This window comes from Pseudomonas sp. D1HM, from assembly GCF_019266105.1.
In the GTDB taxonomy this organism is placed as follows: domain Bacteria; phylum Pseudomonadota; class Gammaproteobacteria; order Pseudomonadales; family Pseudomonadaceae; genus Aquipseudomonas; species Aquipseudomonas taetrolens.
This window is the reverse complement of sequence record NZ_LRMN01000003.1, coordinates 177,898-202,882: the sequence shown is the minus strand read 5'-3', so window position 1 is coordinate 202,882 and position 24,985 is coordinate 177,898. Positions and strand designations below refer to the sequence as shown.

The following is a 24,985-nucleotide window of genomic DNA, read 5'->3' as shown; positions in this document are numbered from 1 at the left end:
AAGACGGATTTTGTGCGGGACTTGCTTGAAATCTCGAACAGGTGGTGCGTATTTTGTACGGGTCGCCGTTCGCGGCCTGTACAACAACAAGGAAAGTGTCATGACGACCGATGGCCAGGGCTCTCTCGCGCAGCGACTGACCGGCATTGATGAGATTGAATGCGTGACTCCCGATTTGAATGGCGTCCCGCGGGGCAAGGTGATGACTGCCGAGGGCTTCCTCGAGGGGCGACGCCTGCAGATGGCTCGTGGCGTATTGCTGCAATGCATCATGGGCGGCTATCCCGAATCACGTTTTTACGGCAGCGATGATGGCGACCTGGCTCTGGTGCCAGACCCGGCGCACATTCATGTCTTGCCCTGGAGCGAGCCGCCACGGGCATTGGCGATCTGTGATGCGGATGAACTGACTGGCGAGGGCTCGAGCCTGTCGACCCGCGCTCAATTGAAGGCCGTGATCGCGCGTTATGCGGCGCGCGGGCTGGCGCCGGTCGTGGCGACCGAGCTTGAGTTCTTTGTCTTTGCGCCCAACACCGACCCGACCCAGCCGTTCCGTCCGCCCCTGGGCCTGGACGGTCGTCGTGAGGACGGTTTCTCGGCCTTCAGCATCAGCTCCAATAACGGCCTGCGCCCATTTTTCAACGAAGTGTATGCCGGCATGGCGGCACTGGGTTTGCCGCGTGACACCTTCATGCACGAGATGGGCGTCAGCCAGTTCGAGATCAACCTGTTGCACGGCGATCCGCTGCTGATTGCCGACCAGACCTTTTTGTTCAAGCACCTGCTCAAGGAAGTTGCCCTCAAGCACGGCCTGACCGTGGTCTGCATGGCCAAGCCGCTGGCACACACGGCTGGCAGTTCGATGCACATTCACCAAAGCGTGGTAGAACTGGGCAGCGGACGCAATGTCTTCAGCGACGAGGCGGGGCAGCCGACGGCCACGTTCCGGCATTTTATCGGCGGGCAGCAGGCCGGCATGGCGGACTTCACCGCGTTGTTTGCACCGAACGTCAATTCTTACCAGCGCCTGTGCCACCCCTATGCATCACCGAACAATGCGTGCTGGTCCCACGATAATCGCGCAGCCGGTCTGCGCATACCTGCCAGCTCGCCAGTGGCGCGGCGGGTCGAAAACCGCTTGCCGGGCGCTGACGCCAATCCGTACCTGGCAATTGCGGCCAGTCTGGCGGCGGGTTTGCACGGTATCGAACATGAGTTGGAACCGACCGCTGCCATTCAGGGTCAGTTCGAAGTGCCCGAGGCGTTGTCCTTGCCATGTACGTTGCATGCCGCCCTTGAGCGTCTCAAACGCAGTGACTTGGCAAAGGCGTTGTTCGGCAAAGAGTTCATTGAAGGTTACGTCGCGACCAAAACCCTTGAACTCACAAGCTTCTATGATGAAATCACGCCCTGGGAGCGTCGCGTACTGGCGGCTCAGGCTTAATCGCTCAGACAGATAACGGCTCAGGCTTTACTGTTTGAACTCGTGGCAGTCAGCTATCGTTTGTTGGCTGACTGCTCGCACAAGGAGCCGCACGTAAAGCCATGCGCCAAATCTGGAAGTCTTTTCGAGCGTTATATTTTGCCTCGCTGATGATGTTGATCGGCTCGGGGCTTCTGAGCACCTATCTGGCACTGCGGCTGGCGGCAGACAATGTCGATGGCCTGTGGATCGGTGCCTTGATGGCGGCCAACTATTTTGGTCTGGTGCTGGGCGGCAAGATTGGCCATCGGCTGATTGCCCGGGTCGGACATATTCGCGCCTATGCCACGTGCGCCGGCATCGTCGGTGCCGCAGTGCTGTGTCACGGGTTGAGCGACTGGTTGCCTTTATGGCTGCTGCTGCGGGTGATCGTGGGGCTGGGGATGATGTGCCAGTACATGGTTATCGAAAGCTGGCTCAATGAGCAGGCTGATGCCAAGCAGCGTGGCGTGGTCTTCAGCCTGTACATGATTGCGTCCTACCTGGGCCTGGTGCTGGGGCAACTGATTCTGGTGGTTCACCCGGCCCTGGGGCTTGAGCTGCTGATGCTGGTGGCGCTGTGTTTTGCCCTGTGCCTGGTGCCTGTGGCGATGACCCGGCGCATTCACCCGGCGCCCTTGCACCCGGCGCCGATGGACCCGAAGTTCTTCATGAAGCGCGTACCGCAATCGCTGATTGCGGTGCTGGGTGCCGGCTTGCTGGTCGGTGCGTTCTACGGTCTGGCACCGCTGTATGCCGCTCAGCAAGGGCTCTCTACCGAGCTGGTCGGTTTGTACATGGGCTGCTGCATTTTCGCCGGGCTGGTGGCTCAATGGCCGCTGGGCTGGTTGTCGGACCGCTATGACCGGCCGCTGCTGATTCGTATCTTCGCCTTCCTGCTGGCGGTAGCCTCATTGCCGCTGGCGATCTTGCCGGCGGTACCGCTTGAAGTGCTGTTCGTGGCCGGTGGCCTGAGCGCACTGGTGCAGTTTTGCATCTATCCGCTGGCGGTGGCTTTCGCCAATGACCACATCGAACCGGAACGCCGCGTGTCGTTGACCGCGATGTTGCTGGTGACCTACGGCATCGGCGCAAGCATCGGGCCATTGGTCGCGGGCGTATTGATGAAGGTGTGGGGCAGCCAGATGCTGTACGCGTTTTTCAGCGTGGCCAGCCTGATTCTGGTGTGGCGCATTCGCCCGAATGCAGTCACCAACCTGCACCAGGTCGACGACGCTCCGCTGCATCACGTGGCCATGCCCGACAGCATGTCCAGCTCGCCGCTGGTTGCCGCGCTCGACCCGCGTGTGGATGAGCAAGTGGTGCAAGACCAGATGGTGGATAACATCGAGCCGGAACCAGAGCCGGAACCGGACAGTGAAACGGTCGGGCCTGAGTCCGATCCGGCCGCGTCAGAGCGCGTGTAGGCCGGGCTTCAAACCTGGCTGTAGGCGCGAGGTTTGCTAAGCATCGACGTCGAGCCCCGCGCGTCATACAGCGTCGGGGCTTCGCCGCCATGCAGGATGCGCAACTGATTGGCGGTGATTGCCTGCTGGGTCTGGATCGATTGCCCGTTCAGCACGTTGGCGGCCTGGCACTGAGCCAGCAGGTGATTCAGGGCATCGCTCTGGCTGAGCAACTGCTGACCCACGCTTGAGTGGCTGGCAAGGCTTTCGAGGCCGCTGCGGTTGGTGGTCAGGCCGAGGCCCGCCAGAATCTCGCTGCGTCTGCGGCCATGTTGCTCAAGCAAAATGATCAACGATTGTTTGCGTGCCAGAATCTTTTCCAGCACCTGCATGTCGCGGCCCTTGAGGGCGATGTGCTCGTCCTGCAGCAGGCCAAGCAGTTGCTCGGCCGGTGCCAGGTCGTCGTTGATCAATTGCAGTAATTGGGTGTCGTGCATGCTGGGCTCTGGGAGTTAAGCGTCCAAAAGCCTGCACTGGCCGTGGGGCTAGCGCTGGGCTTCCATTTCAAGCAATTTGCCGGCGACCCGTTGGCTGTCGACTTTATAGCTGCCATCGGCGATGGCTTGTTTCAGTTCGGCCACACGACTGCTGTCGACTGCCGGTTGTTCACGCAACGCGTCGCCGATTTTCTGCAACTGTTGAGCTTCGGGGCTCAGTCGAACCGATTCCCCGCTCGGAGCGCTGGCTTGCTCAGGGCTGGGTGCAGGGGCCGCTTGCGTGGCGCTGCCTGCTTCCTGATGGTTGCTGCTGCGCGTACTGCCGGTTAAGGGCGGTGCGCTGTTAAGACGACTGAAGTCGATGACCATGATGCAAAACCTCTGGGTATTTGGACGCTTGCCATGTTTTCGGCCATACCCGGGAAAACTTTAGGCTCGATTAATCATAGGTCGGCGCCGACGGGTACTGATCTGCGTCAAGTCACAGTGTAGGAAAGCAGGGAGACTGACGCCAACTTTCCTACAAGGCTACCTCAACTTGCCCCGGTGCGATGATTCGCGCCCGGATCACGCGTTTGGAGTTCAGGTTACGAACCCGGATTTGCTCGCTGAGGCCGCCATCGGACAGGGCTTCGCCGGGCATTTTGACACTTAACGTGCCGCTGCGGGCATTGATCACGACCTGATCGCCCTTGCGCACGGCCGCCGCCTGTTCCAGGTGGGTGAGGGTCAAGACCTGATCGGTCACCATGGGCCGCAACAGTTTTTGCCCCACCGCCAGTTCGACGGCAGTCAAATACCCCTGATTGATCTGGCTGATATCCCGCTCGCGCAGGGTGACATCGGCGTAGTCGATCAGCATGCCGCGCTTGAGCGGGTGGGCCACCGTGACCACCTCGCGGAACAGTTTGACCTGGGCCGGCACGAAGATGGTCCAGGGCGAGAGGCCGTCACAGCGGATGCGCACGGTCACGCGACCCATCGGTTGCGCCGGACTTTCGAGACTGGCTGTCAATTCCTTGTCGCAGTGGGCCAGGCGCAGGCGCGGGTCCAGTGTGTTGACCTGTATCTCGTAACGGCCTTCTGTCTGACGAGTGGCGAGATAGTCTTCGACGGCAAATTCAAGAAAGCCCTGGGTTACGCCGATAAGCTGATCAGGCGATGTAAAAGCGTCGGCGCGGGCCTGAGTGCCCGCACCCAACAGGCACGCAGCCGTCACGATGCCCAAGCCACGGTACACAGAGTGCGCGCGTGGCCAGTGGCAGGATTTTGTCGTTTTTGCGTTCATGCCGGATAAATAGCAAAGCCCGTGCCGTTTCGTGGGCCTTGCGCCGCAACTTAAAGTTTTAAGAGGATCTGAGTATGGCTGGGGTGATGGATGCGGTTAACCAGCGCACTCAACTGGTGGGTCAAAACCGCCTGGAGCTGTTGTTGTTTCGTCTGGATGGGCCGCAGCTTTACGGGATCAACGTATTCAAGGTGCGGGAGGTGCTGCAGTGCCCGAAATTGACGGTCATGCCCAAGTCCAATCCGGTGGTGTGTGGCGTGGCGAGTATTCGCGGAACGACCATTCCGATTCTTGATCTGGCCATGGCCACCGGGTTCGGTGCGTTGAAAGACCAGAGCAACCCGTTCGTTATCATCACGGAGTACAACACCCGGACCCAGGGGTTTCTGGTTCGATCAGTCGAACGGATCGTCAATATGAACTGGGAGGATATTCATCCGCCACCCAAGGGCACCGGGCGCGACCATTACCTGACGGCGGTGACCCGGATGGACGATCAACTGGTCGAGATCATCGATGTCGAAAAGGTTCTGGCCGAGGTTTCACCCACGTCTGAAACCATTTCCCAGGGGGTGGTGGATGTCGACATCCAAAGCAAGGCGGTCGCGTTGCGGGTACTGACGGTCGACGATTCGTCGGTGGCGCGCAAACAGGTGAGCCGTTGCCTGCAAACGGTGGGTGTTGAGGTGGTGTCGCTCAATGACGGCCGCCAGGCCTTGAACTACTTGCGCAAGCTGGTAGAAGAGGGCAAGGATCCGTCTGAAGAATTCTTGATGATGATCTCGGACATCGAAATGCCGGAAATGGACGGCTATACCTTGACTGCCGAGATCCGCAACGATCCGCGCATGCACAACCTGCACATCATTCTGCATACTTCGTTGTCCGGGGTCTTCAACCAGGCGATGGTCAAAAAAGTCGGTGCCGATGACTTTTTGGCCAAGTTTCGACCTGATGACCTGGCATCCCGGGTAGTTGACCGGATCAAAGCAGCAGACCTTAGCTAGGGGCGCAGCCCCTGGCGGTCAACACGATTTAAGAGGCGGGATCATTTGTCGACGGCTAATTTGGATTTTGAACAGTTCCGGGTTTTCCTGGAAAAAGCCTGTGGCATTTTGCTGGGTGAAAACAAGCAGTACCTGGTCTCCAGCCGTCTCAACAAGATGATGGAGCAGCAAGGTATCAAGTCGCTGGGTGAGCTGATTCAGCGGATCCAGAGCCAGCCGCGCAGCGGGCTGCGCGAGCAGGTGGTCGATGCCATGACCACCAACGAAACCCTGTGGTTTCGGGATACCTATCCCTTCGAAGTGCTGAAGAACAAAGTCCTGCCCGAGCTGATCAAGGCTAGCCCGGGTCAACGCTTGCGTATCTGGTCGGCGGCGTGTTCGTCTGGTCAGGAACCGTTTTCACTGTCGATGACCATCGACGAGTTCGAGCGCAGCAATCTGGGGCAGTTGCGGGCGGGGGTGCAAATCATGGCCACTGACCTCTCGGCCTCGATGCTCTCGACGTGCAAAACCGGTGAGTACGACAACCTGGCGATTGGTCGCGGTTTGTCTCAGGAGCGTTTGCAGCGGTATTTCGATCCCAAGGAACCGGGGCGCTGGGTGCTCAAGGCACCGATCAAAAACCGTGTCGAGTTTCGCTCGTTCAACTTGCTGGACAGCTACGCCGGCTTTGGCAAATTTGACGTGGTGTTCTGCCGCAACGTCCTGATCTACTTCTCGGCCGAGGTCAAAAAAGACATCCTGCTGCGTATTCACAGCACCCTGAAACCGGGGGGATATCTGTTTTTGGGTGCCTCAGAAGCGCTTAACGGCTTGCCCGATCATTACCAGATGATCCAGTGCAGTCCGGGGATTATTTACCAGGCCAAGTAATGAACGCCATCCTTTGCAGGCGCGGGCAAGCTCGCTCCTGCACAGAGAAGGCTGATTAAAAGCGGCAGAAAAGCGGCAGTCAGCGGACAGCCATTGCCGCTTTTCTGGCATTGCCGCCTTCAATTCCCCCGGCCAGGCCTTGAAATACGGCGATGTAGAAACTGGCACGGCACTTGCTCTGATCAACCTATGTAAAACCTGAACCTATCTCTCAGGTCAGCCCACAAAGGTTTTTCGACATGAGCATCAGCTTCGATAAAGCGCTCGGTATCCATGAGCAAGCCCTGGGTTTTCGCGCCCAGCGCGCCGAAGTGCTGGCGAACAATATCGCCAACGCCGACACCCCGAACTACAAAGCCCGGGATCTGGATTTTGCTTCCGTGCTTGCCGCGCAGAACGATAAAAACCAGAACGGCAGTTTTGCCCTGAACAAGACCAATACCCGCCATATCGAAGCCCAAGGCCTGAGCGGCAGCGATGAGTCGTTGCTGTATCGCACGCCGATGCAACCGTCGATTGACCAAAACACCGTGGACGCCCAGCTGGAACAATCCAGTTACGCAGAGAATGCGGTCAACTTCCAGGCCAGCTTCACCCTGCTCAACAGCAAATTCAAAGGGCTTATGTCAGCCCTGCGCGGGGAGTAATTCATGTCTCTAGCCAGTGTGTTCAATATTGCCGGTAGCGCCATGAGTGCTCAGACCACGCGTCTGAACACCGTTGCCAGCAACATCGCTAACGCCGAAACCGTATCGTCGAGCATTGACCAGACGTACCGTGCGCGTCACCCGGTGTTTGCCACGATGTTCCAGGGGGCGCAAAGCGCAACCGGAGAGTCGCTGTTCCAGAACCAGGACGCTGCCGGCCAAGGCGTGCAGGTTCTGGGGGTGGTCGAAGACCAGAGCACCCTTGAAGCCCGTTACGAGCCTAACCATCCTTCTGCTGACGCCAAGGGCTATGTGTATTACCCCAACGTCAATGTGGTGGAAGAAATGGCCGACATGATTTCCGCCAGCCGTTCGTTCCAGACCAACGCTGAAATGATGAACACCGCCAAAACCATGATGCAGAAGGTCCTGACCCTCGGTCAGTGATAAGGGGCGACGCAAATGAGTGTGACCGATTCCATCAGCGGCCCGACCTTGAACCAGGTGCTCGCCAACTCTGCCCAGGCCAAGACCACCGACAACAGTCTGGCCGCTGCTTCCAAAGCAGTTTCCGGCAGCAGTTCGGCGCTGGGCAAGGACGCGTTCCTGCAATTGCTGGTCACCCAGCTGAAAAACCAGAACCCGCTGGATCCGCAGGACAACACCGCATTCGTGGCACAGCTGGCACAGTTCAGCAGCCTGGAAGGGATCACGACGCTGAACGATTCGGTCAACGCCATTTCCGGCAACTTCCAGTCTTCGCAGGCCTTGCAGGCCTCGTCGTTGGTGGGCCGCTCGGTGATCGTTCAAACCGGCGAAGCCTACGTCGACCCCTCGAGCGACAAGCCTTTCAATGGCACGGTCGTGGTAGCGGACGCGGACTCCAGGCCGGTCATCAGCATTACCAACGCTGACGGCGAAGTGGTCAGGACCCTTGAGCTGGGCACGCAAAAAGCCGGCAGTGTGGACTTCACCTGGGATGGCAAGGACGACGATGGCCTGTTGCTGGACAAGGGCAACTACAGCTTTACCGCCTCGAGCAAAACCGACACCGGCACCACGGCGCTGACGACTTACCTGCCAGCCACGGTAAACAGTGTGACCCTGAGCAAGACCGGTGGCGAGATCATGCTCAACCTCGCGGGTCTGGGCAGCATTGGGATTTCCAAAGTCCAGACCATTGGCCTCTAAGCCGACTCATACGCCTCAAGGAGAGAAACATGTCATTCAATATCGGCCTTAGCGGCCTCTATGCGGCGAACAAACAACTCGACGTTACCGGCAACAACATCGCCAACGTCGCGACCACCGGCTTCAAGGCATCCCGCGCAGAGTTCGCCGATGTCTACTCGGCCAGCAAGCTGGGCGTGGGCAGCAAGACCATTGGCAGTGGCGTCAACCTGGCCAACGTGTCGCAAAATTTTGGTCAGGGTGCGATCAACAACACCGGCAACCTGCTGGACATGGGCATTCAAGGCAGCGGGTTCTTCGTCCTGAGCGACAACGGATCCCTCAGCTACACCCGCGCCGGTACGTTCAAGCCTGACAAAGACGGCTATGTGACCAGCACCGACGGCACTTCGCGCTTACAGGGCTACGGCGTGGACGCGGACGGCAAGATCGTCACCGGCAAACTGACGGACTTGCGTATCGACACCTCCAACCTCGCTCCCAAGGCGAGCAGTTCGGTGGACTCGACGATCAACCTCAATTCCAACGCTGAAGTGATCGATCAGACGCTCAACCCTTTTAATCCTTCCGAGCTCTCCAGCTACAGCAAAAAATTCAACACCATCGTCTATGACACCCAGGGCAATCCGCACCCGATGGATCAGTACATGGTGAAAACCGATTCCAACACCTGGAAAACCTACACCCTGATCGACGGCCGCAACCCGGATGGCTCCCCGGTGACCGGTGAAAACGCCAAGGCTCCGATCGCTTCGATCCTGAAGTTTGATTCGGCCGGTGCGCTGTCGAGCGTTTCGACGCCCAGTCCGGTTGCCGGCGAAGACCCCATTGTCAGCAGCACCCTGACCGTGGCGGACTGGATGCCGGGCGCAACGGTCAACGGCCAGTGGGTCGCCAACGGGGCGGCGGCCAACGGGACCGGGATTGGCATCAATATGGCCAAAACCACCCAGTACAACACCGACACTTCGCGTAACCCGCCGACCCAGGACGGCTACGCCACGGGCCAGATCAACAACCTGACCATCGATGGTTCAGGGGTGATGTTCGCCAACTTCAGCAACAACCAGAGCCGCGCCATTGGCCAGATATCGCTGGCCAGTTTCACCAACGAACAAGGGCTGCAGCCGGCGGGTGGCACCGCCTGGAAAGAAACCTACGCCTCGGGCCAGGCGGGTTACGACGAACCCAAGATCGGCTCGCTGGGTGCCATCGCCTCCAACTCGCTGGAAGACTCCAACGTCAACCTGACCAACGAACTGGTTGACCTGATCAAGGCGCAGAGCAACTACCAGGCCAACGCCAAAACCATTTCGACCCAAAGCACCATCATGCAGACCATCATTCAGATGACCTGATAGCGGTGCTGCAGCACAAAGCCCCGGCGTTCACACGTCGGGGCTTTGTGGTTTTTGAGGCAGTACCGAGGGCGATCATGTGCCCGGTCTCCGGGTGAGCCGGAGCCCCTCACAGGGCCGTGCGTTGCGCCAGCAATGCTTTGAACTCGGGTTGACGGGCCGTCGGGACGCAGACATTGATCACCTGCTCGATGGCCGGTGGTGTGGCGTTTTTTTGCTGCATCAATTCGATCGCTCTGTTCCACAGGGCATGGCGGCAATACGCTTCGAGGTAATCGGGGGTCGAGATGGCCTGGCCATAGATGATCATCTTGGCTGCCTGACGCAGGGGTTTGGCGACTGACAAAAGGCGGACTTTGGCCAGTGTTCGTGTCACCAGTCCCGGCCCGGGGAAAAATACCGGCACTGTTGCCGACAGTTGCGGCAGGTCGGTGCGGTACTGCTCGCCATACGTCTCGAAAAAGCCTTTGTTCATCGCATGGTGATAGCGTTTTTTGGCGTAGTAGTGATTCACGCAGTCACGAGCGGTGACGACCTTCGAGTCTCCCATCATGAACGAGACTGCGATCTGTTCGATGGTATGCAGGGTACTGCCATGGTCCGCCCATTCATCGATCAAGGCGATCACGGCGTCCATCATTCCGGCGTTGGCGCGGGTGATCCCGCAGATACCGCTGTTGTAGAGTTTCAGGGTGTCTGCGGGGGCTTTGCCCCGGGCCACGAGATCAGCGGCAAAACGCTGATAAACGGGACGTTTGGCCGCTTCACGCCAGGTCCACTCAAATTGATCCATCAAATACTGCTGATCGTTGATGCGCTCAAAGAGAGTGGCCGGGTCTTTAAAAAAGACCGTATCGGTGTCGACGAAAATGGTTTTGTCCGCGAGCTTGACCCCGGCAGCGATGGCGCAGGCCTTGCGTCTGTGGGTGTAGCCGTTGACGCCTTTCCAGTCGGCCAGCATGGCGGCGGTCAGGGGGATGACATTGACGGGCCAGCCATCAAACGCCTGAGGTTCGTCAGTCATTACGCTGATCGTGAAACTACCCGGTATGCGCTGCTCTCGAAGCGCAGTCAGTATGCTGAACCTGGCTTCCTGGCGGTACACTTCATTCCCGCCGTAGAGCAGATACAACAATTGATGGCTATCCATACGTGCATGCTTATCCATAGAGTGCGAGGGGCGCCCCGAGTCGGGTTTTTGGCAGGTGGGCATTATGCCGTATCACTTGGCCGTCAACCACAATGGCCTTCCCGGTGACCGTCATGAGCCGGTGAGGGAGGCGGGGCGTCGTCTCGCAGCAATTCAATCAGCCATTGAATTCGACCTGTTCCGGTATGCGCGTCATCAACACTTTGCCCCCGCGGATCGACACCCGTGCCTTGGCCTGGCGGCGTACCGCTTCGTAGTCGCTCTCGGCGTCGAGCACCAGCAGATTCGCCGGGCGGCCCACGGCAATGCCGTAGCGTTCACCGAGGTTGAGGGTTCGCGCGCTGTTGTCCGTGACCAGGTCCAGGCTGCGCGCCAGGTCGTCAAACCCCATCATGTGGCAGATGTGCAATCCGGCATCCAGCACCCGCAGAATGTTGCCGTTGCCCAGTGGATACCACGGATCCTTGATCGAGTCCTGGCCAAAGCAGACGTTCATCCCGGCACGATCCAGTTCGGCAACGCGGGTGACGCCCCGACGTTTGGGATAACTGTCGAAACGGCCTTGCAAGTGAATGCTTTCGGTCGGGCATGACACGAAGTTGATCCCCGATGCCTTGAGCAGGCGGAACAGTTTGAAACAGTAGGCGTTGTCGTAAGAGCCCATGGCCGTGGTATGGCTGGCAGTTACCCGACTGCCCATGCCACGCACCCGTGCTTCTTCGGCCAGTACTTCAAGAAAGCGTGAGTTCGGGTCATCGGTTTCGTCGCAGTGCACGTCTACTAGGCAGCCGGTACGCTCGGCAAGGTCCATCAGGAACTTGATGGAGCTGACCCCCTGTTCGCGGGTGTTTTCAAAGTGAGGAATACCGCCGACCACATCGGCCCCCAGTTCCACCGCACGGGTCATCAACTCGCGCCCACCGGCATACGACTCAATACCTTCCTGGGGAAAGGCAACAATTTGCAGGTCGATGAGGTGGCGTGTTTCTTCGCGGACTTCAAGCAAAGCCTTGAGCGCCCCCAGCGTCGGATCGGTCACGTCGACATGGGTGCGTACGTGCTGGATGCCGTGCTCGGCCAGCATCCGGAGAGTGGTGTGGGCACGTTGCTTGGTGTCTTCGTGGGTGATGGTTTCCTTGCGCTGGGCCCAGCGCTCGATACCTTCGAACAACGTGCCGCTCAAATTCCACTCGGGCTGACCTGCGGTCAGGGCCGCATCCAGGTGGATATGCGGCTCAACCAGGGGGGCGATCAGCAGTTGCCCGCGGGCATCGATATCACCCGCCCGGGCGAGCACCGTACCCGATTGCAAGGTGATCGCACTGATGCGCTCACCTTCGCAGGTGACGGTGTGCAGGCCTGGGGTTTTACGCAAGGTGGCATTGATGATGTTCATGTTCGGTCCTGTCGTTGGGCTTCGGTCATGCGCCACATGAGGAGGGCGACCGAAGCGTTCATGCGAAAAAGGGGATCGTCGAGCGATTGCCCGCTGTGGTGCTCGATGCGTTGTATCCGTTGCTTGAGGGTATTGCCGTTTTCCTGCAGCAGCGCGTCAAGGGTTTCGCCATCGGCTACCAGACGCAGCAGGTTACGGGCGCCGGCGCACAATGACATGCCTAGCAAGCCGGGCAGGGCGAGCATGTCTTCGATAGTCAGGGTCAATGCTCCTCCTGAGCTCGGGGTAACTGAAAGCGACGGCTGATTTCCAGCAGCACGATGTAGCTCACGGCGGAGGCGACGATCCCGACCAGCGGCGCGACCCATGCCGAGCAATACGCCAGCAGCGCACCCAGCGCATAAGCGGTCAAACCCAGCAGGTTGTAGCGCGGCAGCGTAACACTGGCCAGCGCCGGGTACTGACCGCGATGGCGATACCAGAAGTCAGCCATGATGACACCGCCAATCGGTGGAATGATGGAGCCGAGCAATACCAGGAACGGGATCAGCAGTTCGTACATGCCGCCCATCGCCAGCACCACTCCGATGGCGGCGGCGATCAAGGTCATCGTGCGACGGCGTTCGCTGCGCACCAGGTGGCAAGCCGCTGCCGCGACGTTGTAGATCGTCGGGCCCTGGATCGTCCACAGGTTGAGGCACAGCATGACCACAGCGGCGAAGGACAAGCCTTGCAGCATCATCACTTCAACGATGTCGGCTTGTTGATACACCATGGCGCACCAGGCACCGGCAACGATCATCAAGCCATTTCCGAGCAAGAAGCTGACCACGCTGGCGATGACCGCAATGCGCCCGGTGCGCGACAGTCGCGTCCAGTTGGTGGCCTGGGTCGCGCCGCTGGCGAAGGTGCCGAAGACCATGGTGATAGCGGCAGAGACACTCATGGTTTCATTCGGGATCACCGCCGCGAGCCCTTTGAAGCCGCCGACATGTTGAGTGGCGATGTACATGGAGATGACCAGCAGAGCACACATCAACGGCACTGACACCCGCGACAAAACATCCAGCCCCTTGTAGCCGATGATCGCGGTGATACTGAAGCCCAGGCCGAACAGGACCATCAACGGCAAGGTAAAGCCCTCGGCCAGTCCCAGTATTTTCACCAGCACGATCGCAACCGTCGCAGTGCCCCAGGCATACCAGCCCAGTTCGGCGAAACCGAGCAAAAAGTCCGAAAGCCGACTCCCGGCCTCGCCAAAGCAGAAGCGGCCCATCAGTACCGTGTTCAGGCCGCTGCGGGCGGCGATCAACGCCAGGGCCGCGGCATAGAGCGCCAACAGGCTATTACCGATGGCGGCGATCCATAGCATGTCGATGAAATTGAACGCCATGCCCAGCTTGCCGCCGGCGAACATGGTTCCGGTAAAGAAGGTGAAGCTGAACAACACCATCGAAATTGACAGCAGCCCTTTGCGTGCTGAACGCGGGGCTTCGCTCAAAGGAAAGTCGCCGGGTGAACTCATGGTGTATTTCTCCGCCTCGAATGGATGACGCCGTAATCAATGGCACCCATGGGCTAGAGCAATAAGCGGGCCTGTTCAGCGTAGTGCCTAAAACAGGAAAAAGCGGGCACAGGCCATAGAAGTACCTGTGCAGAGTGAACATCTTCAGCGTGATGGCATGATTCGGGGTAGGCAGCGTGATTCATTTTGAGGCGTGGCTGCACTGTTGATGCACGCCATGTCGCCGCCGTCGCAGTGTCCGGTGCACATCTTATGGACGTATTGCCCCCCAAAAAACAAAACCCCCGCCAGACCCGATTGTTGCCCGGGTCGTGCGGGGGGTTTGGTCAGGCGGTTAAACCGCCCGGGGAGCTCAGCTTATTGGCAAGCTTCGCAATCCGGCTCGTCAATCGCACAAGCCTTTGGCACCGGAGCCGGGCCAGCAGGTGCGGCGGCGACGTCTTCACTCTTGTTGCCGCTCGATACGGCGTTGAGCTTGCCGGTGTTGACGGTGGACTTCTCGGTGCTGGTTGCAGCCAGGGCACGGAGGTAGTAAGTGGTTTTCAGACCACGGTACCAGGCCATGCGGTAAGTCACGTCCAGCTTCTTGCCCGAAGCGCCAGCGATGTACAGGTTCAGCGACTGAGCCTGGTCGATCCACTTCTGACGACGGCTTGCAGCGTCAACGATCCACTTGGTGTCGACTTCGAACGCGGTGGCGTAAAGCTCTTTGAGCTCTTGCGGGATGCGTTCGATCTGCTGCACGGAACCGTCGTAGTACTTCAGGTCGTTGATCATGACCGAGTCCCACAGGTCGCGAGCCTTGAGGTCGCGAACCAGGTACGGGTTGATCACGGTGAATTCGCCCGAGAGGTTCGATTTCACGTACAGGTTCTGGTACGTCGGTTCGATCGACTGCGATACGCCGGTGATGTTGGCGATGGTCGCGGTCGGTGCGATGGCCATGATGTTGGAGTTACGAATGCCTTTTTGTACACGGGCGCGAACCGGTGCCCAGTCCAGGGATTCGTTCAGGTCAACATCGATGTATTTCTGGCCGCGCTGTTCGATCAGGATCTGTTGCGAATCCAGCGGCAGGATGCCTTTGGACCACAGCGAACCCTGGAACGTCTCGTAAGCGCCGCGCTCGTCGGCCAGGTCACAGGAGGCCTGGATCGCGTAGTAGCTGACGGCTTCCATCGACTTGTCGGCAAATTCCACGGCTGCTTGCGAAGCGTATGGAATGTGCTGCAGGTACAGCGCGTCCTGGAAACCCATGATCCCCAGGCCCACTGGACGGTGCTTGAAGTTCGAGTTGCGAGCTTGTGGCACCGAGTAGTAGTTGATGTCGATCACGTTGTCGAGCATGCGCACGGCAACGTCGATGGTGCGCTTGAGCTTGTCGGTGTCCAGCTTGCCGTTGACGATGTGGTTCGGCAGGTTGATCGAGCCCAGGTTGCAGACCGCGATCTCATCCTTGTTGGTGTTCAGGGTGATCTCGGTGCACAGGTTCGAGCTGTGAACCACGCCCACGTGCTGCTGCGGGCTGCGCAGGTTGCACGGGTCTTTGAAAGTCAGCCACGGGTGGCCGGTTTCAAACAGCATGGACAGCATTTTGCGCCACAGGTCTTTGGCCTGGATGGTCTTGAACAGCTTGATCTTGCCCGGGTACTGGGACAGGGCTTCGTAGTACTCGTAACGCTCTTCGAAAGCCTTGCCGGTCAGGTCGTGCAGATCCGGTACTTCGGATGGCGAGAACAGGGTCCACGGGCCGTCATCGAAGACGCGCTTCATGAACAGGTCAGGGATCCAGTTGGCAGTGTTCATGTCGTGGGTACGACGACGATCATCACCGGTGTTCTTGCGCAGCTCGATGAACTCTTCGATGTCCATGTGCCAGGTTTCCAGGTAGGCACAGACAGCGCCTTTGCGCTTGCCACCCTGGTTAACGGCCACGGCGGTGTCGTTCACGACTTTAAGGAACGGAACCACGCCCTGGGATTTGCCGTTGGTGCCCTTGATCCACGAACCCAGTGCACGTACCGGCGTCCAGTCGTTGCCCAGGCCACCGGCGAATTTGGACAACATGGCGTTGTCGTGGATCGCGTGGTAGATGCCCGAGAGATCGTCCGGCACGGTGGTCAGGTAGCAGCTGGACAGCTGCGGACGCTGAGTACCGGCGTTGAACAGGGTAGGGGTCGATGACATGTAGTCGAAGGACGACAACAGGTTGTAGAACTCGATGGCACGGTCTTCTTTTTGCTTCTCTTCGATCGCCAGGCCCATGGCCACGCGCATAAAGAAGATCTGCGGCAGTTCGAAACGCACGCCATCCTTGTGGATGAAGTAACGGTCGTACAGGGTTTGCAGGCCCAGGTAGGTGAACTGCTGGTCACGCTCGTGGTTGATCGCCTGGCCGAGTTTTTCCAGGTCAAACGTGGCCAGAACCGGGTTCAGCAGGTCGAACTCGATACCCTTGGCGATGTAGGCAGGCAGGGCCTTGGCGTACAGGCTGGCCATCTCGTGGTGAGTGGCGCTGTCGGCCACTTCGAGGAAGCTCAGGCCTTCGGCACGCAGGGTGTCCATCAGCAGGCGAGCGGTCACGAACGAGTAGTTCGGCTCACGCTCTACCAGGGTACGGGCGGTCATCACCAGCGCGGTGTTGACGTCGGTCAGGGCGACGCCGTCGTAGAGGTTCTTCAGAGTTTCGCGCTGGATCAGGTCGCCGTCGACTTCAGCCAGACCTTCGCAGGCCTCGGTGACGATCGTGTTCAGGCGGCCCATGTCGAGCGGCGCGAAAGTGCCGTCGGCAAGGGTGATGCGGATTGACGGGTGAGCCTGGACTGCGTCTTCGGCCGGCGCGCGGATGGCGCGTTCCTTGGCACGCGAATCGCGGTAGATCACGTAGTCGCGAGCCACTTTTTGTTCGCCGGCGCGCATCAGGGCCAACTCAACCTGGTCCTGGATTTCTTCGATGTGGATCGTGCCGCCCGAGGGCATGCGACGCTTGAAGGTCGCGGTTACTTGTTCGGTCAGGCGCGCTACGGTGTCATGAATACGCGACGAGGCAGCAGCGTTGCCGCCTTCAACTGCGAGAAACGCTTTGGTGATGGCGACGGTGATCTTGTCATCAGTGTAAGGAACAACCGTTCCGTTACGCTTGATCACGCGCAATTGGCCTGGTGCAGTTGCAGACAGATCCAGATTGGAATCATCGGCCTGCGACGCAGTGCCCTGCGAGTTCTCGCGAGTTGTGTCGGTTTGCATGGGGTGTCTCCACATTCTCTATGTTTGTTTGGGCACCTTATGGGTGCCCACCGTTCCGTCCGAAGCGCTACAACCGGGTTTGAGTCGGTGTAAAGACCTCGAAGGTACAGAAAGGGGTTTGGGCCGCTTCCTTGCGAAGTCCTGAGTCTCAACGTACTGCCAGAAACTTTAATCCAGCTGGATGACAGTCTGCCTTCGGCTCTGCAACATCCAGGCCGCTTTCCGGCTTTTTTGGCTGGAAAACGGAATCCATCCGCATGGGCGGTTGGTGTGTTTCAAAATGGTTTTGTCAACCAAACTGGCGCGAGAAAAGGACTTGAAATTCTCAGCTGAGCTGTGTTTGGTTTTTTTGCTGAAACCCTATATGTGGTGTATTTCAGCAGGATTTATACAAGATATGCGTTTTTCAACGCATGTGCAACGTAGTATCCGGGCTTGAAACGTGGTGCGCTTTGTGTATGAAAGCCACAAAAACTGCGTAGGCCGCGTACCTGCTAGGGCGAACCGTTTGTCACCAATTTTTACCGGATTCAACTGCCCGTACTGAATTTTGAGGGCGCGAACCCTACCACAAAAAACAGCGCTGTCCGAACGCATTTTGGGGCGGCGGCAAAGATAGAAAAGGTCAAGCGGAGATTGGGGGGGAAAGTACCCGGAAGGCCTCTTGGGACCTTCCGGGCAATTGCGCGAAGTTAGAGCAACTGGAAGCTGTTTTGCTGGACGTTTTGTGAATCCAGGCCAATTTGCACCTTGAATTCACCGGGTTCGGCGGCGTACTTCAGTTGCGCGTTATAAAACTTCAGGGCGTCCTCATCGATCTTGAACTGCACAACTTTCTCTTCGCCGGGCTGCAGCATCAGCTTCTGGAAGTTTTTCAACTCCTTGACCGGACGGCTTAGGGATGCGGTGACGTCCTGGATATACAGCTGGACGACCGTTTCACCGGCGCGCTTGCCGGTGTTTTTTACCGTCACGCTGGCAGTCAGGGTTGCGCCCGGTTTCAACGTACCGGCTGAGAGGCTGACATCCGACAGGCTGAAATCGGTGTAGCTCAGGCCATAGCCAAACGGGTACAGCGGGGTGTTCGGCTCATCAAAGTATTGCGAAGTGTAATTGCCCGGTTTGCCCGGGGTGAAAGGACGACCAATGCTTAGATGGTTGTAGTAGGTAGGAATCTGACCTACAGAGCGTGGGAAGGTGATTGGCAGCTTGCCTGACGGGTTGTAATCACCGAACAGGACATCAGCAATGGCATTGCCGCCCTCGGTGCCGCTGAACCAGGTTTCCAGCACGGCATCGGCCTGTTGCTGTTGCACGTCAATCGACAGCGGACGCCCGTTCATCAACACCAGCACCAAGGGTTTGCCGGTGGCTTTGAGGGCGCTGATCAGCGCGCGTTGGCTGGCAGGAATGTCGAGGTTGGTACGGCTCGACGATTCGTGGGACATGCCCCGTGATTCGCCCACCACCGCCACCACCACATCGGCTTGCCGGGCAGCCTTGACCGCTTCATCGATCATCACCTGTGCCGGGCGCGGGTCATTGGTCACTTCCGGCGCATCGAAGTTGAGGAAGTTGAGGTAGTCGACAATGGCCGGGTCGTCGGTGATGTTGGCGCCGCGGGCATAGATCAAGGTGCCCTGCCGGGCGAGCGCATTGCGCATGCCGTCATACACGGTGACCGACTGAGCCGGCTGCCCATTGGCTGCCCAGCTGCCCATCATGTCGATCGGCGCTTTGGCCAGGGGGCCGACCAGCGCAATTTTTGCTTGCTTGTTCAGGGGCAGGGTGTCGGCCCGGTTCTTCAACAGCACCAGGCTCTTGCGTGCCACTTCACGGGCCTCGGCACGGTGCAGGCGGCTTTCGGCATTGGTTTCGGCCGGGTCATCCTCGGCCTTGCCGATCCGCAGATAGGGGTCGGCAAACAGGCCCATGTCGTATTTGGCGCCAAGTACTTCGCGCACCGCGTTGTCCAGATCGCTTTGCGGGACCTCGCCGGACTTGAGCAGGCCAGGCAGTTCTTCCCCGTACAGCGAGTCGTTCATGCTCATGTCGATACCGGCCTTGATCGCCAGCCTGGCTGCTTCGCGACCGTCTTTGGCGACGCCGTGTTTAATCAGTTCGAAAATTGCACCGTGGTCGCTGATTGCCACGCCTTTGAAGCCCCAGTCCTTGCGCAGCAAGTCCTGCATCAGCCACATATTGGAGGTCGCCGGGACGCCGTTGATGGAGTTCAACGCCACCATGACCCCGCCTGAGCCTGCATCAATGGCGGCACGGTAAGGCGGCAGATAATCCTGGTACATGCGGACCGGGCTCATGTCGACGGTGTTGTAGTCCCGCCCGCCTTCTACCGCACCATACAGGGCGAAGTGTTTGACGCTGGCCATGATGTTGCCCGGCAGCGCGGGGGAGGCCCCTTGATACGCCTGCACCATCACCTTGGCGATTCGCGACACTAAATAGGTGTCTTCGCCAAAGCCTTCGGAGGTACGACCCCAGCGCGGGTCACGGGCGATATCAACCATGGGGGCGAAGGTCATGTCGATGCTGTCGGCGCTGGCTTCTCTGGCGGCGATGCGGCCGCTGAGGCCAATGGCATCCATGTCCCAGCTGGAAGCCAGCGCCAGGCTGATCGGGAAAATGGTGCGGTGACCGTGGATCACGTCATAGGCAAAGAACATCGGGATTTTAAGCCGGCTGCGTTGAGCCGCATCTTGCATTGGACGGTTTTCGGCGCGACTGATGGAGTTGAAGGTGCCTCCGATACGGCCTGCGGCGATTTCCTTGCGGATCAGCTCACGGGGCATTTCCGGGCCGATACTGATCAAGCGCAGCTGGCCGATTTTTTCATCGACAGTCATTTGCTTCAGCAGGTCGGCGACAAACACCTCTTTGGCCGGAAGCGGCGCCGACGGGGTCTGACCCCATGCAGCGTGACTGGCAAGGCTGATGGCAATGCCCAGCAAACACATGTTTTTCATTAGGACTCTTCTGCGCGTCGCTTGCTTAAAGCGTGGGACAAAGCCGCGCTTTCGAAACGATATTGTTCTGTGTGGAATGTATGTGCGGCTTAACTCGGAAAATTACCCTATCGTTAAAGCCAGTATTCATACATGGAAGGCAAGTCTTTTAGCTGATTCACTACGAGCAATCCAGTGCCATCTTGCGATATTGCGGGCGGCACGCGGCGATGAACTTAATCGGGTTATGCGGAGTACAAAGCGTATGCACAGCAAGAATGCAGGGATCATGGGCTGGAAAGCCATCGTACTGTTAACCCTCGGCAGTATGCTGGCCGGGTGCGGGATCAACACCATTCCCACCCTCGACGAGCAGGTCAAGGCCGCCTGGTCGCAAGTACAGAACCAGTACCAACGTCGCGCGGACCTGATTCCCAATCTGGTCGAGACAGTCAAGGGGGCGGCCAAGCAGGAACAGGCGACCTTGACCGCGGTGATTGAGGCGCGGGCCAAGGCGACTTCGATTCAGGTCGATGCCAGTACCTTGGACAACCCGGAAAAACTCAAGCAGTTCCAGGACGCGCAAAACCAGCTGACGGGGGCCTTGAGTCGCTTGATGGTGGTGTCTGAGCGTTATCCGGAACTCAAGTCGAACCAGAATTTCCTTTCGCTGCAGTCTCAGCTCGAAGGCACGGAAAACCGCATCAGTGTCGCCCGTCGCGATTTCATTCTCGCCGTGGAACGCTACAACACCGAGATCCGCACCTTTCCGGGGCGTCTGTGGCACACCGTGATGTACAGCGATTTGCCGGTACGCCCTACCTTCGAAGCCACCACGCCGGATGCCGACAAAGCACCTGAAGTGAAGTTTTAAACCGCAACGCACGACTCTGTAGCCGCTGGTGCAGCCTGCGGCAGCGGCTACAGACTCCCTCACGCTGATTGACCGAGGTGCTGATGCGCGTATCAAAACTGGGGTTTGGCTTGCTGCTCTGGCTATTTATAGCCACCGCGCAAGCGCTGACCTTTCCCGCCTTGAGCGGGCGGGTGGTGGACGAGGGGCAGATGCTTGACCCGGCCACGCGCCAGCAACTGGCGCAAAACCTGGAGGCCCATGAAAAGGCCACCGGTGAGCAAGTGGTGGTGGTCACCGTGCCGGATTTACAGGGCACGCCGATTGATGAGTTCGGCTACCAACTGGGACGAGCCTGGGGTATCGGGCAAAAGGACAAAAACAACGGCGCCTTGCTGATCGTTGCCCGAGATGACCGCAAGCTGCGGATCGAGGTCGGCTACGGTCTGGAAGGCCGTCTTACAGATGCGCAGTCCTCAGTCATTATCAACCAGGTCATTACTCCGGCCTTCAAGGCCGGCAATTTCAGTCAAGGCATCAGTGACGGCGTTGCCGCGATACTGCAAGTGCTGGGCGGTGATCCCTTGGCCGAACCGCTCCATGCCAGCGGGCAGGGTGATGGCAGCGATTTTGTCGCTGAACACCCGGGCCTCGTCTTGCTGCTGTTTGTGCTGTTCATACTGGTGGTCGGCGCGTGCCAGTTCTATGGCATTTGCAACTCGGGCGGCGGCGGTTCGCGCTCCGGCGGATTTGGCGGAATGGGGGGTGGTTTCGGCGGGGGAGGCGGTGGCGGTTTTGGCGGAGGTGGCGGCAGCTTTGGCGGCGGCGGAGCCTCTGGCGGTTGGTAAATCAACTCACATAGCGAGTATCGAGACCCATGTTATTGACACAGCAACAACAGCAACAGGTCGCAGACGCCGTCACCCGGGCGGAACAGCGCACCGATGCCGAAATTGTCACCGTGCTGGCTCCGCGTGCCGACGATTACACTTATATCCCCTTGCTGTGGGCCAGCTTGATTGCCTTGCTGGTGCCCGGCCTGGTGCATTTCTTTATCGGCGGCCTGGAGATCTACCCGCTGCTGATGGTGCAGTGGGCCAGTTTCATCTTCCTCAGCCTGATCTTCCGCCTGCCGGCCATTACCACGCGATTGATACCGGCCCGTATTCGACACTGGCGCGCCGGCAACCTTGCCCGCCGCCAGTTTCTCGAACAAAACCTGCACCACACCCAAGGCGGCACCGGTGTGCTGATCTTTGTCAGCGAAGCCGAGCGCTACGTGGAAATCCTGGTAGATGAAGGCATTTCGCGTCACCTGGACAACGGCGCCTGGGACACCATCGTCGGTGACTTCATCCGCCGCATCAGTCTGGGCCAGACCGCCGAAGGCTTTATTGCCTGCATCGAAGCCTGTGCTGAATTGCTGGCACACCCCGTGCCCAAAACCCTGCCGCGCAATCAATTGCCCAATCGGTTGGTGATGTTGTAATTACGTGCTGTTTGGTTTGGATGTTTCCGACACTTTGCTAAGAAGTGTCGGGTTATAAGGTGTGTTGTTAGTGCTCTTTTGTTTGTAAGTAAGTTCTTAATCGAATGTAATATATATTCTTGCTTGTTGTGACTTTTCGGTTTATGAAAATTATTGTTGTCATTTATTTAAATGGTGGCTAGGTTAGATTGTGTCTTGGTGTTTTAGTTTGCGTAGGGAATATGTTGGTTGGTTGTTGTCTGGATGGAGTTAGGTGGTTTTGAATGAATGGATTGAAGCTGACTCGCAGGGAAATGGATGTGCTTGATTGGCTCATGCAAGGCTACGCAAACAAGGAAATAGCGCAGCGTCTGAACATCAGTTGTTTCACGGTGCGTGATCATGTTTCATCCTTGTTGTTTAAGCATGGAGTAAAAAGCAGGCTGGCACTCATGGTGGTGTGTGGTCGACTGGACAATGGTCGTTAGGGGGTACAACGGTAGGGTTGCGAGTATGAAGGCGGAGGTTTAGTTTGAAGTCGTCAGGTCGAACGAGTGAAGTGAGAAAGCGATCGATATATATTCCGCCGCGAGGCTATGTGGCTGGGATCGGTGAGTTGATAGTTTTGTTTGCTTGTATTTTAGTCATGGCGGGGCTTGGTTCTATGATGTGGGACTCCTTGGTTGATATCCCGTCAGTTCCGAAAAGATTAGTGTTGAGGAATGCCTATGTCACTCATTCACTTGGTGTGTCTAAGTCAACGTCACAGATGCATATAAAAGTGGCACGACAGGGAGGGGGGTACGATCACTCATTTGACATTCCCAATGGAGAAGCTCGGCTGTTGGGTGTTCATAAATTCAAGAAGTTGTGGGTGGCAATAGATGCGGACAGCGATAATAAATTTGTGTGGGCTGTCTATGATGATCGGTTTCAATTGATGATGAGTCGTCAGCAAATAGTTGACTGGGCGGAACAGGGCAATGATGTGGCTTTTCTTATGGTTTTTTGTTCGTGTCTAATTGTCGTATATGGCATTTTTAATATGGGTTTGTGTGGGGTCTGGAACAGGTTTTACTATAAAAAGGACGGCGAATGAAAATAGAGATGATTGATGAGTCAATTTATGTGATTGATGATTTTCTGACGGAAGCGGAAGAGCGTGAAATTAATGTGCTACTTAAAGGTTCTGTCTGGCGATATAACTGGCCGAACTACGAGGTCTTACCGTTTATCAGGCCCTGTTGGCACGTTTTTATTGCAGGTAAGGGGCGCCCACAGGGTCAGTCAAGCCTGGAGGAACTGAATGAAAATAAACCGTGGCAATTTTTGAGTGGTGTATGGGCACGTTTTTTACAATTGCATAGCTTTAAAATCACCTTGTTGGGCGTGTATGCAAACGGGCAGACATTCGGTCAGGACACGATTATTCATCGGGATAATAAAGTACATCCTGGTTTAACGGTCGTTGTGTTTTGTAATGAGTATTGGCCCACCTCCTGGGGAGGTGAACTGGTTTTTTACGATGACTCAAAAGAAAATATTATAAAGGCGGTGCTCCCTAAATCAAGGCGTGTGGTGGTATTCGATGGGCGAATACCACATGCCGCGCGATCACCGTCAGTCAAATGTGATCAGGTTCGAATGACCCTGGCGTTTAAAACAATCATTGAGGCGTAGAGATGGCAGGGAAGGTGGAATTAATAGTAGGTATCATAAATGAGGGGGCGACCGTAGCTTCGGGGGCGACGGCAATATCAGACCAGTTTATAACTAATAATCAGGGGATGGTATTGTTGAGTCAGACGGCCCAGACGGGAGCTGTTATAGCCAGTATTACATCGATCACCAAGTTGGCAGGTCCGTATGTGCCAATAATAAGCATGCCGGGCAATGCAGTGGCGGGAACCATTACTTTTCTAAAAATAGGCATGGACCTTAAGGAGGGGCGTGAGATAAAGGCTGGCGATATTTATAGCCTTGTAGGTAATGTGGCTGGAATTATTGCTACGTTCGCTGTTCTGACGGGGGGAGGGGCTTTAGTCGTTGGTTTTTTAGCAGGTGCTAGCGTGGCGGCGAGTTTGTTGTCAATTAGAGAGACGGAAACCTTTAAAAAAATCATGGTGGCCGCCAAGGACTTCTTCAGTAATACCCCCTCCGACAATTACCTCGACTATATGTGTGCGCCTGATATGAGGATTGTTGATCGAAATACCATCAGGCAGGCGTATGCCAACATGATGTTGTCCTGTAACTGGATATCGGAGACAGGTGAGTTGCAGTCATCCTCAGTGGTTGTGCCGAATGAGACTGGCAGCATGGGTGTCAGTAGCGCTGGCGGTTCAGTGTCCGGTGGTACTTACAATCTGCCTGGCCCGACAATTCCAACGCCACCGCCAACGCCAACGCCAACGCCAACGCCAACGCCTCATAATGTCGGCAATGTGGGTCTCAGTATTATCGTTGGAGGTCATACATATGATGCCGGTGATCAATATGGATGCTGCACAGGCACCAGTGACGGTTATATGTAGTTGTTTCACCTGGGCGAGCAATCAGCTCAATTACTGACCTTTCATCGTTAAGTTTTCGTCCCGCGAGTGGGGCAGTCTGGATTGTTGCCGGCCGGCATATCGTTCGTTTTTGCTTTTTCGG

23 protein-coding genes and 1 pseudogene are annotated in these 24,985 nt (G+C 57.5%); 15 read left to right on the top strand and 9 right to left on the bottom strand.

Features of this window, described 5'->3' with window-relative positions; translation table 11 throughout:
- Positions 1-202: 202 nt before the first annotated feature.
- Together AWM69_RS04040 and AWM69_RS04035 are read left to right on the top strand one after the other, a co-directional pair.
- Positions 203-1,444: a glutamine synthetase family protein gene (locus AWM69_RS04040; RefSeq protein ID WP_218726006.1), complete on the top strand. Its 1,242-nt coding sequence runs from the start codon at positions 203-205 to the stop codon at positions 1,442-1,444.
- A 101-nt stretch (positions 1,445-1,545) separates the two neighbouring features.
- On the top strand, positions 1,546-2,889 hold the full coding sequence (locus AWM69_RS04035; protein ID WP_131652770.1) for an MFS transporter: 1,344 nt from the start codon (positions 1,546-1,548) through the stop codon (positions 2,887-2,889).
- An 8-nt stretch (positions 2,890-2,897) separates the two neighbouring features.
- Here the strand turns inward: AWM69_RS04035 and AWM69_RS04030 are convergent, their stop codons facing one another.
- The 3 genes from AWM69_RS04030 to flgA all read right to left on the bottom strand — a co-directional run bounded on the left by AWM69_RS04030 (position 2,898) and on the right by flgA (position 4,653).
- Positions 2,898-3,365 (bottom strand): flagella synthesis protein FlgN, encoded by a 468-nt coding sequence (locus AWM69_RS04030; RefSeq protein ID WP_048379183.1) that lies wholly within the window; start codon positions 3,363-3,365, stop codon positions 2,898-2,900.
- Positions 3,366-3,413: 48 nt separating this feature from the next.
- A complete protein-coding gene (gene flgM / locus AWM69_RS04025) occupies positions 3,414-3,734 on the bottom strand; it encodes a flagellar biosynthesis anti-sigma factor FlgM (RefSeq protein WP_048379185.1) in 321 nt (106 codons plus the stop codon).
- A 151-nt stretch (positions 3,735-3,885) separates the two neighbouring features.
- Entirely contained in the window at positions 3,886-4,653 is a 768-nt protein-coding gene (flgA, locus tag AWM69_RS04020; RefSeq protein ID WP_218725827.1) for a flagellar basal body P-ring formation chaperone FlgA, read from the bottom strand.
- Between the two features lie 74 nt (positions 4,654-4,727).
- Here flgA and AWM69_RS04015 point away from each other — a divergent pair, with 74 nt between their 5' ends.
- The 6 genes from AWM69_RS04015 (at position 4,728) to flgE (ending at position 9,729) form a co-directional block, all read left to right on the top strand.
- Positions 4,728-5,660 (top strand): chemotaxis protein CheV, encoded by a 933-nt coding sequence (locus tag AWM69_RS04015; protein WP_218725826.1) that lies wholly within the window; start codon positions 4,728-4,730, stop codon positions 5,658-5,660.
- A gap of 45 nt (positions 5,661-5,705) precedes the next feature.
- Positions 5,706-6,533, top strand: a complete 828-nt coding sequence (cheR, locus tag AWM69_RS04010) for a protein-glutamate O-methyltransferase CheR (RefSeq protein WP_131652773.1) — start codon at positions 5,706-5,708, stop codon at positions 6,531-6,533.
- Between the two features lie 239 nt (positions 6,534-6,772).
- Positions 6,773-7,180: a flagellar basal body rod protein FlgB gene (gene flgB, locus AWM69_RS04005; protein ID WP_048379192.1), complete on the top strand. Its 408-nt coding sequence runs from the start codon at positions 6,773-6,775 to the stop codon at positions 7,178-7,180.
- Between the two features lie 3 nt (positions 7,181-7,183).
- Entirely contained in the window at positions 7,184-7,627 is a 444-nt protein-coding gene (gene flgC, locus AWM69_RS04000) for a flagellar basal body rod protein FlgC (protein ID WP_048379194.1), read from the top strand.
- 15 nt (positions 7,628-7,642) lie between these two features.
- Complete coding sequence (locus AWM69_RS03995; protein ID WP_218725825.1) at positions 7,643-8,371, top strand: flagellar hook assembly protein FlgD; 729 nt, start codon at positions 7,643-7,645, stop codon at positions 8,369-8,371.
- Positions 8,372-8,400: 29 nt separating this feature from the next.
- Positions 8,401-9,729, top strand: coding sequence for a flagellar hook protein FlgE (gene flgE / locus AWM69_RS03990; protein ID WP_218725824.1), 1,329 nt, complete (start codon positions 8,401-8,403; stop codon positions 9,727-9,729).
- A 109-nt stretch (positions 9,730-9,838) separates the two neighbouring features.
- Here the strand turns inward: flgE and AWM69_RS03985 are convergent, their stop codons facing one another.
- The 6 genes and pseudogenes from AWM69_RS03985 to bglX all read right to left on the bottom strand — a co-directional run bounded on the left by AWM69_RS03985 (position 9,839) and on the right by bglX (position 20,030).
- On the bottom strand, positions 9,839-10,753 hold the full coding sequence (locus AWM69_RS03985) for a hypothetical protein (protein ID WP_218725823.1): 915 nt from the start codon (positions 10,751-10,753) through the stop codon (positions 9,839-9,841).
- A gap of 283 nt (positions 10,754-11,036) precedes the next feature.
- Positions 11,037-12,275: a cytosine deaminase gene (gene codA, locus AWM69_RS03980; protein ID WP_131652777.1), complete on the bottom strand. Its 1,239-nt coding sequence runs from the start codon at positions 12,273-12,275 to the stop codon at positions 11,037-11,039.
- Positions 12,272-12,499: pseudogene (locus AWM69_RS03975) on the bottom strand (helix-turn-helix domain-containing protein); the annotation flags it as partial. The gene codA and the pseudogene AWM69_RS03975, both read right to left, overlap by 4 nt.
- Positions 12,500-12,537: 38 nt before the next feature.
- On the bottom strand, positions 12,538-13,800 hold the full coding sequence (codB, locus tag AWM69_RS03970; RefSeq protein WP_131652778.1) for a cytosine permease: 1,263 nt from the start codon (positions 13,798-13,800) through the stop codon (positions 12,538-12,540).
- Positions 13,801-14,157: 357 nt separating this feature from the next.
- A complete protein-coding gene (locus AWM69_RS03965; protein WP_218725822.1) occupies positions 14,158-17,046 on the bottom strand; it encodes a ribonucleoside-diphosphate reductase subunit alpha in 2,889 nt (962 codons plus the stop codon).
- Positions 17,047-17,738: 692 nt separating this feature from the next.
- On the bottom strand, positions 17,739-20,030 hold the full coding sequence (gene bglX / locus AWM69_RS03960) for a beta-glucosidase BglX (protein ID WP_218725821.1): 2,292 nt from the start codon (positions 20,028-20,030) through the stop codon (positions 17,739-17,741).
- A 244-nt stretch (positions 20,031-20,274) separates the two neighbouring features.
- On the opposite strand from bglX, the gene AWM69_RS03955 reads away from it, so the two are divergent.
- The 7 genes from AWM69_RS03955 to AWM69_RS03925 all read left to right on the top strand — a co-directional run bounded on the left by AWM69_RS03955 (position 20,275) and on the right by AWM69_RS03925 (position 24,864).
- Entirely contained in the window at positions 20,275-20,883 is a 609-nt protein-coding gene (locus AWM69_RS03955) for a LemA family protein (protein ID WP_131652780.1), read from the top strand.
- Positions 20,884-20,966: 83 nt separating this feature from the next.
- The gene (locus tag AWM69_RS23010; RefSeq protein ID WP_131652781.1) at positions 20,967-21,710 is read left to right on the top strand and encodes a YgcG family protein; all 744 of its coding nucleotides are present in this window, start codon (positions 20,967-20,969) and stop codon (positions 21,708-21,710) included.
- A 29-nt stretch (positions 21,711-21,739) separates the two neighbouring features.
- Entirely contained in the window at positions 21,740-22,351 is a 612-nt protein-coding gene (locus AWM69_RS03945) for a TPM domain-containing protein (RefSeq protein ID WP_048379213.1), read from the top strand.
- A gap of 263 nt (positions 22,352-22,614) precedes the next feature.
- Entirely contained in the window at positions 22,615-22,818 is a 204-nt protein-coding gene (locus AWM69_RS03940; protein ID WP_131652782.1) for a helix-turn-helix transcriptional regulator, read from the top strand.
- A gap of 110 nt (positions 22,819-22,928) precedes the next feature.
- Positions 22,929-23,429 (top strand): hypothetical protein, encoded by a 501-nt coding sequence (locus tag AWM69_RS03935; RefSeq protein ID WP_218725820.1) that lies wholly within the window; start codon positions 22,929-22,931, stop codon positions 23,427-23,429.
- Positions 23,426-24,010 carry a 2OG-Fe(II) oxygenase gene (locus AWM69_RS03930; protein WP_218725819.1) on the top strand — a complete coding sequence of 195 codons (585 nt, stop codon included), beginning with the start codon at positions 23,426-23,428 and terminating at the stop codon, positions 24,008-24,010. The genes AWM69_RS03935 and AWM69_RS03930 overlap by 4 nt, the downstream gene beginning before the upstream one ends.
- A gap of 2 nt (positions 24,011-24,012) precedes the next feature.
- Entirely contained in the window at positions 24,013-24,864 is an 852-nt protein-coding gene (locus AWM69_RS03925) for a hypothetical protein (RefSeq protein ID WP_218725818.1), read from the top strand.
- Positions 24,865-24,985 lie beyond the last annotated feature (121 nt).

Bases quoted from the DNA above. Each gene is read 5' to 3' on its own strand.
- AWM69_RS04040 (WP_218726006.1), top strand. From the start codon at position 203: ATGACTGCCGAGGGCTTCCTCGAGGGGCGACGCCTGCAGATGGCTCGT.
- AWM69_RS04035 (WP_131652770.1), top strand. From the start codon at position 1,546: ATGCGCCAAATCTGGAAGTCTTTTCGAGCGTTATATTTTGCCTCGCTG.
- AWM69_RS04030 (WP_048379183.1), bottom strand. From the start codon at position 3,365: ATGCACGACACCCAATTACTGCAATTGATCAACGACGACCTGGCACCG.
- flgM (WP_048379185.1), bottom strand. From the start codon at position 3,734: ATGGTCATCGACTTCAGTCGTCTTAACAGCGCACCGCCCTTAACCGGC.
- flgA (WP_218725827.1), bottom strand. From the start codon at position 4,653: ATGAACGCAAAAACGACAAAATCCTGCCACTGGCCACGCGCGCACTCT.
- AWM69_RS04015 (WP_218725826.1), top strand. From the start codon at position 4,728: ATGGCTGGGGTGATGGATGCGGTTAACCAGCGCACTCAACTGGTGGGT.
- flgB (WP_048379192.1), top strand. From the start codon at position 6,773: ATGAGCATCAGCTTCGATAAAGCGCTCGGTATCCATGAGCAAGCCCTG.
- flgC (WP_048379194.1), top strand. From the start codon at position 7,184: ATGTCTCTAGCCAGTGTGTTCAATATTGCCGGTAGCGCCATGAGTGCT.
- AWM69_RS03995 (WP_218725825.1), top strand. From the start codon at position 7,643: ATGAGTGTGACCGATTCCATCAGCGGCCCGACCTTGAACCAGGTGCTC.
- flgE (WP_218725824.1), top strand. From the start codon at position 8,401: ATGTCATTCAATATCGGCCTTAGCGGCCTCTATGCGGCGAACAAACAA.
- AWM69_RS03985 (WP_218725823.1), bottom strand. From the start codon at position 10,753: ATGACTGACGAACCTCAGGCGTTTGATGGCTGGCCCGTCAATGTCATC.
- codA (WP_131652777.1), bottom strand. From the start codon at position 12,275: ATGAACATCATCAATGCCACCTTGCGTAAAACCCCAGGCCTGCACACC.
- codB (WP_131652778.1), bottom strand. From the start codon at position 13,800: ATGAGTTCACCCGGCGACTTTCCTTTGAGCGAAGCCCCGCGTTCAGCA.
- AWM69_RS03965 (WP_218725822.1), bottom strand. From the start codon at position 17,046: ATGCAAACCGACACAACTCGCGAGAACTCGCAGGGCACTGCGTCGCAG.
- bglX (WP_218725821.1), bottom strand. From the start codon at position 20,030: ATGAAAAACATGTGTTTGCTGGGCATTGCCATCAGCCTTGCCAGTCAC.
- AWM69_RS03955 (WP_131652780.1), top strand. From the start codon at position 20,275: ATGCACAGCAAGAATGCAGGGATCATGGGCTGGAAAGCCATCGTACTG.
- AWM69_RS23010 (WP_131652781.1), top strand. From the start codon at position 20,967: ATGCGCGTATCAAAACTGGGGTTTGGCTTGCTGCTCTGGCTATTTATA.
- AWM69_RS03945 (WP_048379213.1), top strand. From the start codon at position 21,740: ATGTTATTGACACAGCAACAACAGCAACAGGTCGCAGACGCCGTCACC.
- AWM69_RS03940 (WP_131652782.1), top strand. From the start codon at position 22,615: ATGAATGGATTGAAGCTGACTCGCAGGGAAATGGATGTGCTTGATTGG.
- AWM69_RS03930 (WP_218725819.1), top strand. From the start codon at position 23,426: ATGAAAATAGAGATGATTGATGAGTCAATTTATGTGATTGATGATTTT.
- AWM69_RS03925 (WP_218725818.1), top strand. From the start codon at position 24,013: ATGGCAGGGAAGGTGGAATTAATAGTAGGTATCATAAATGAGGGGGCG.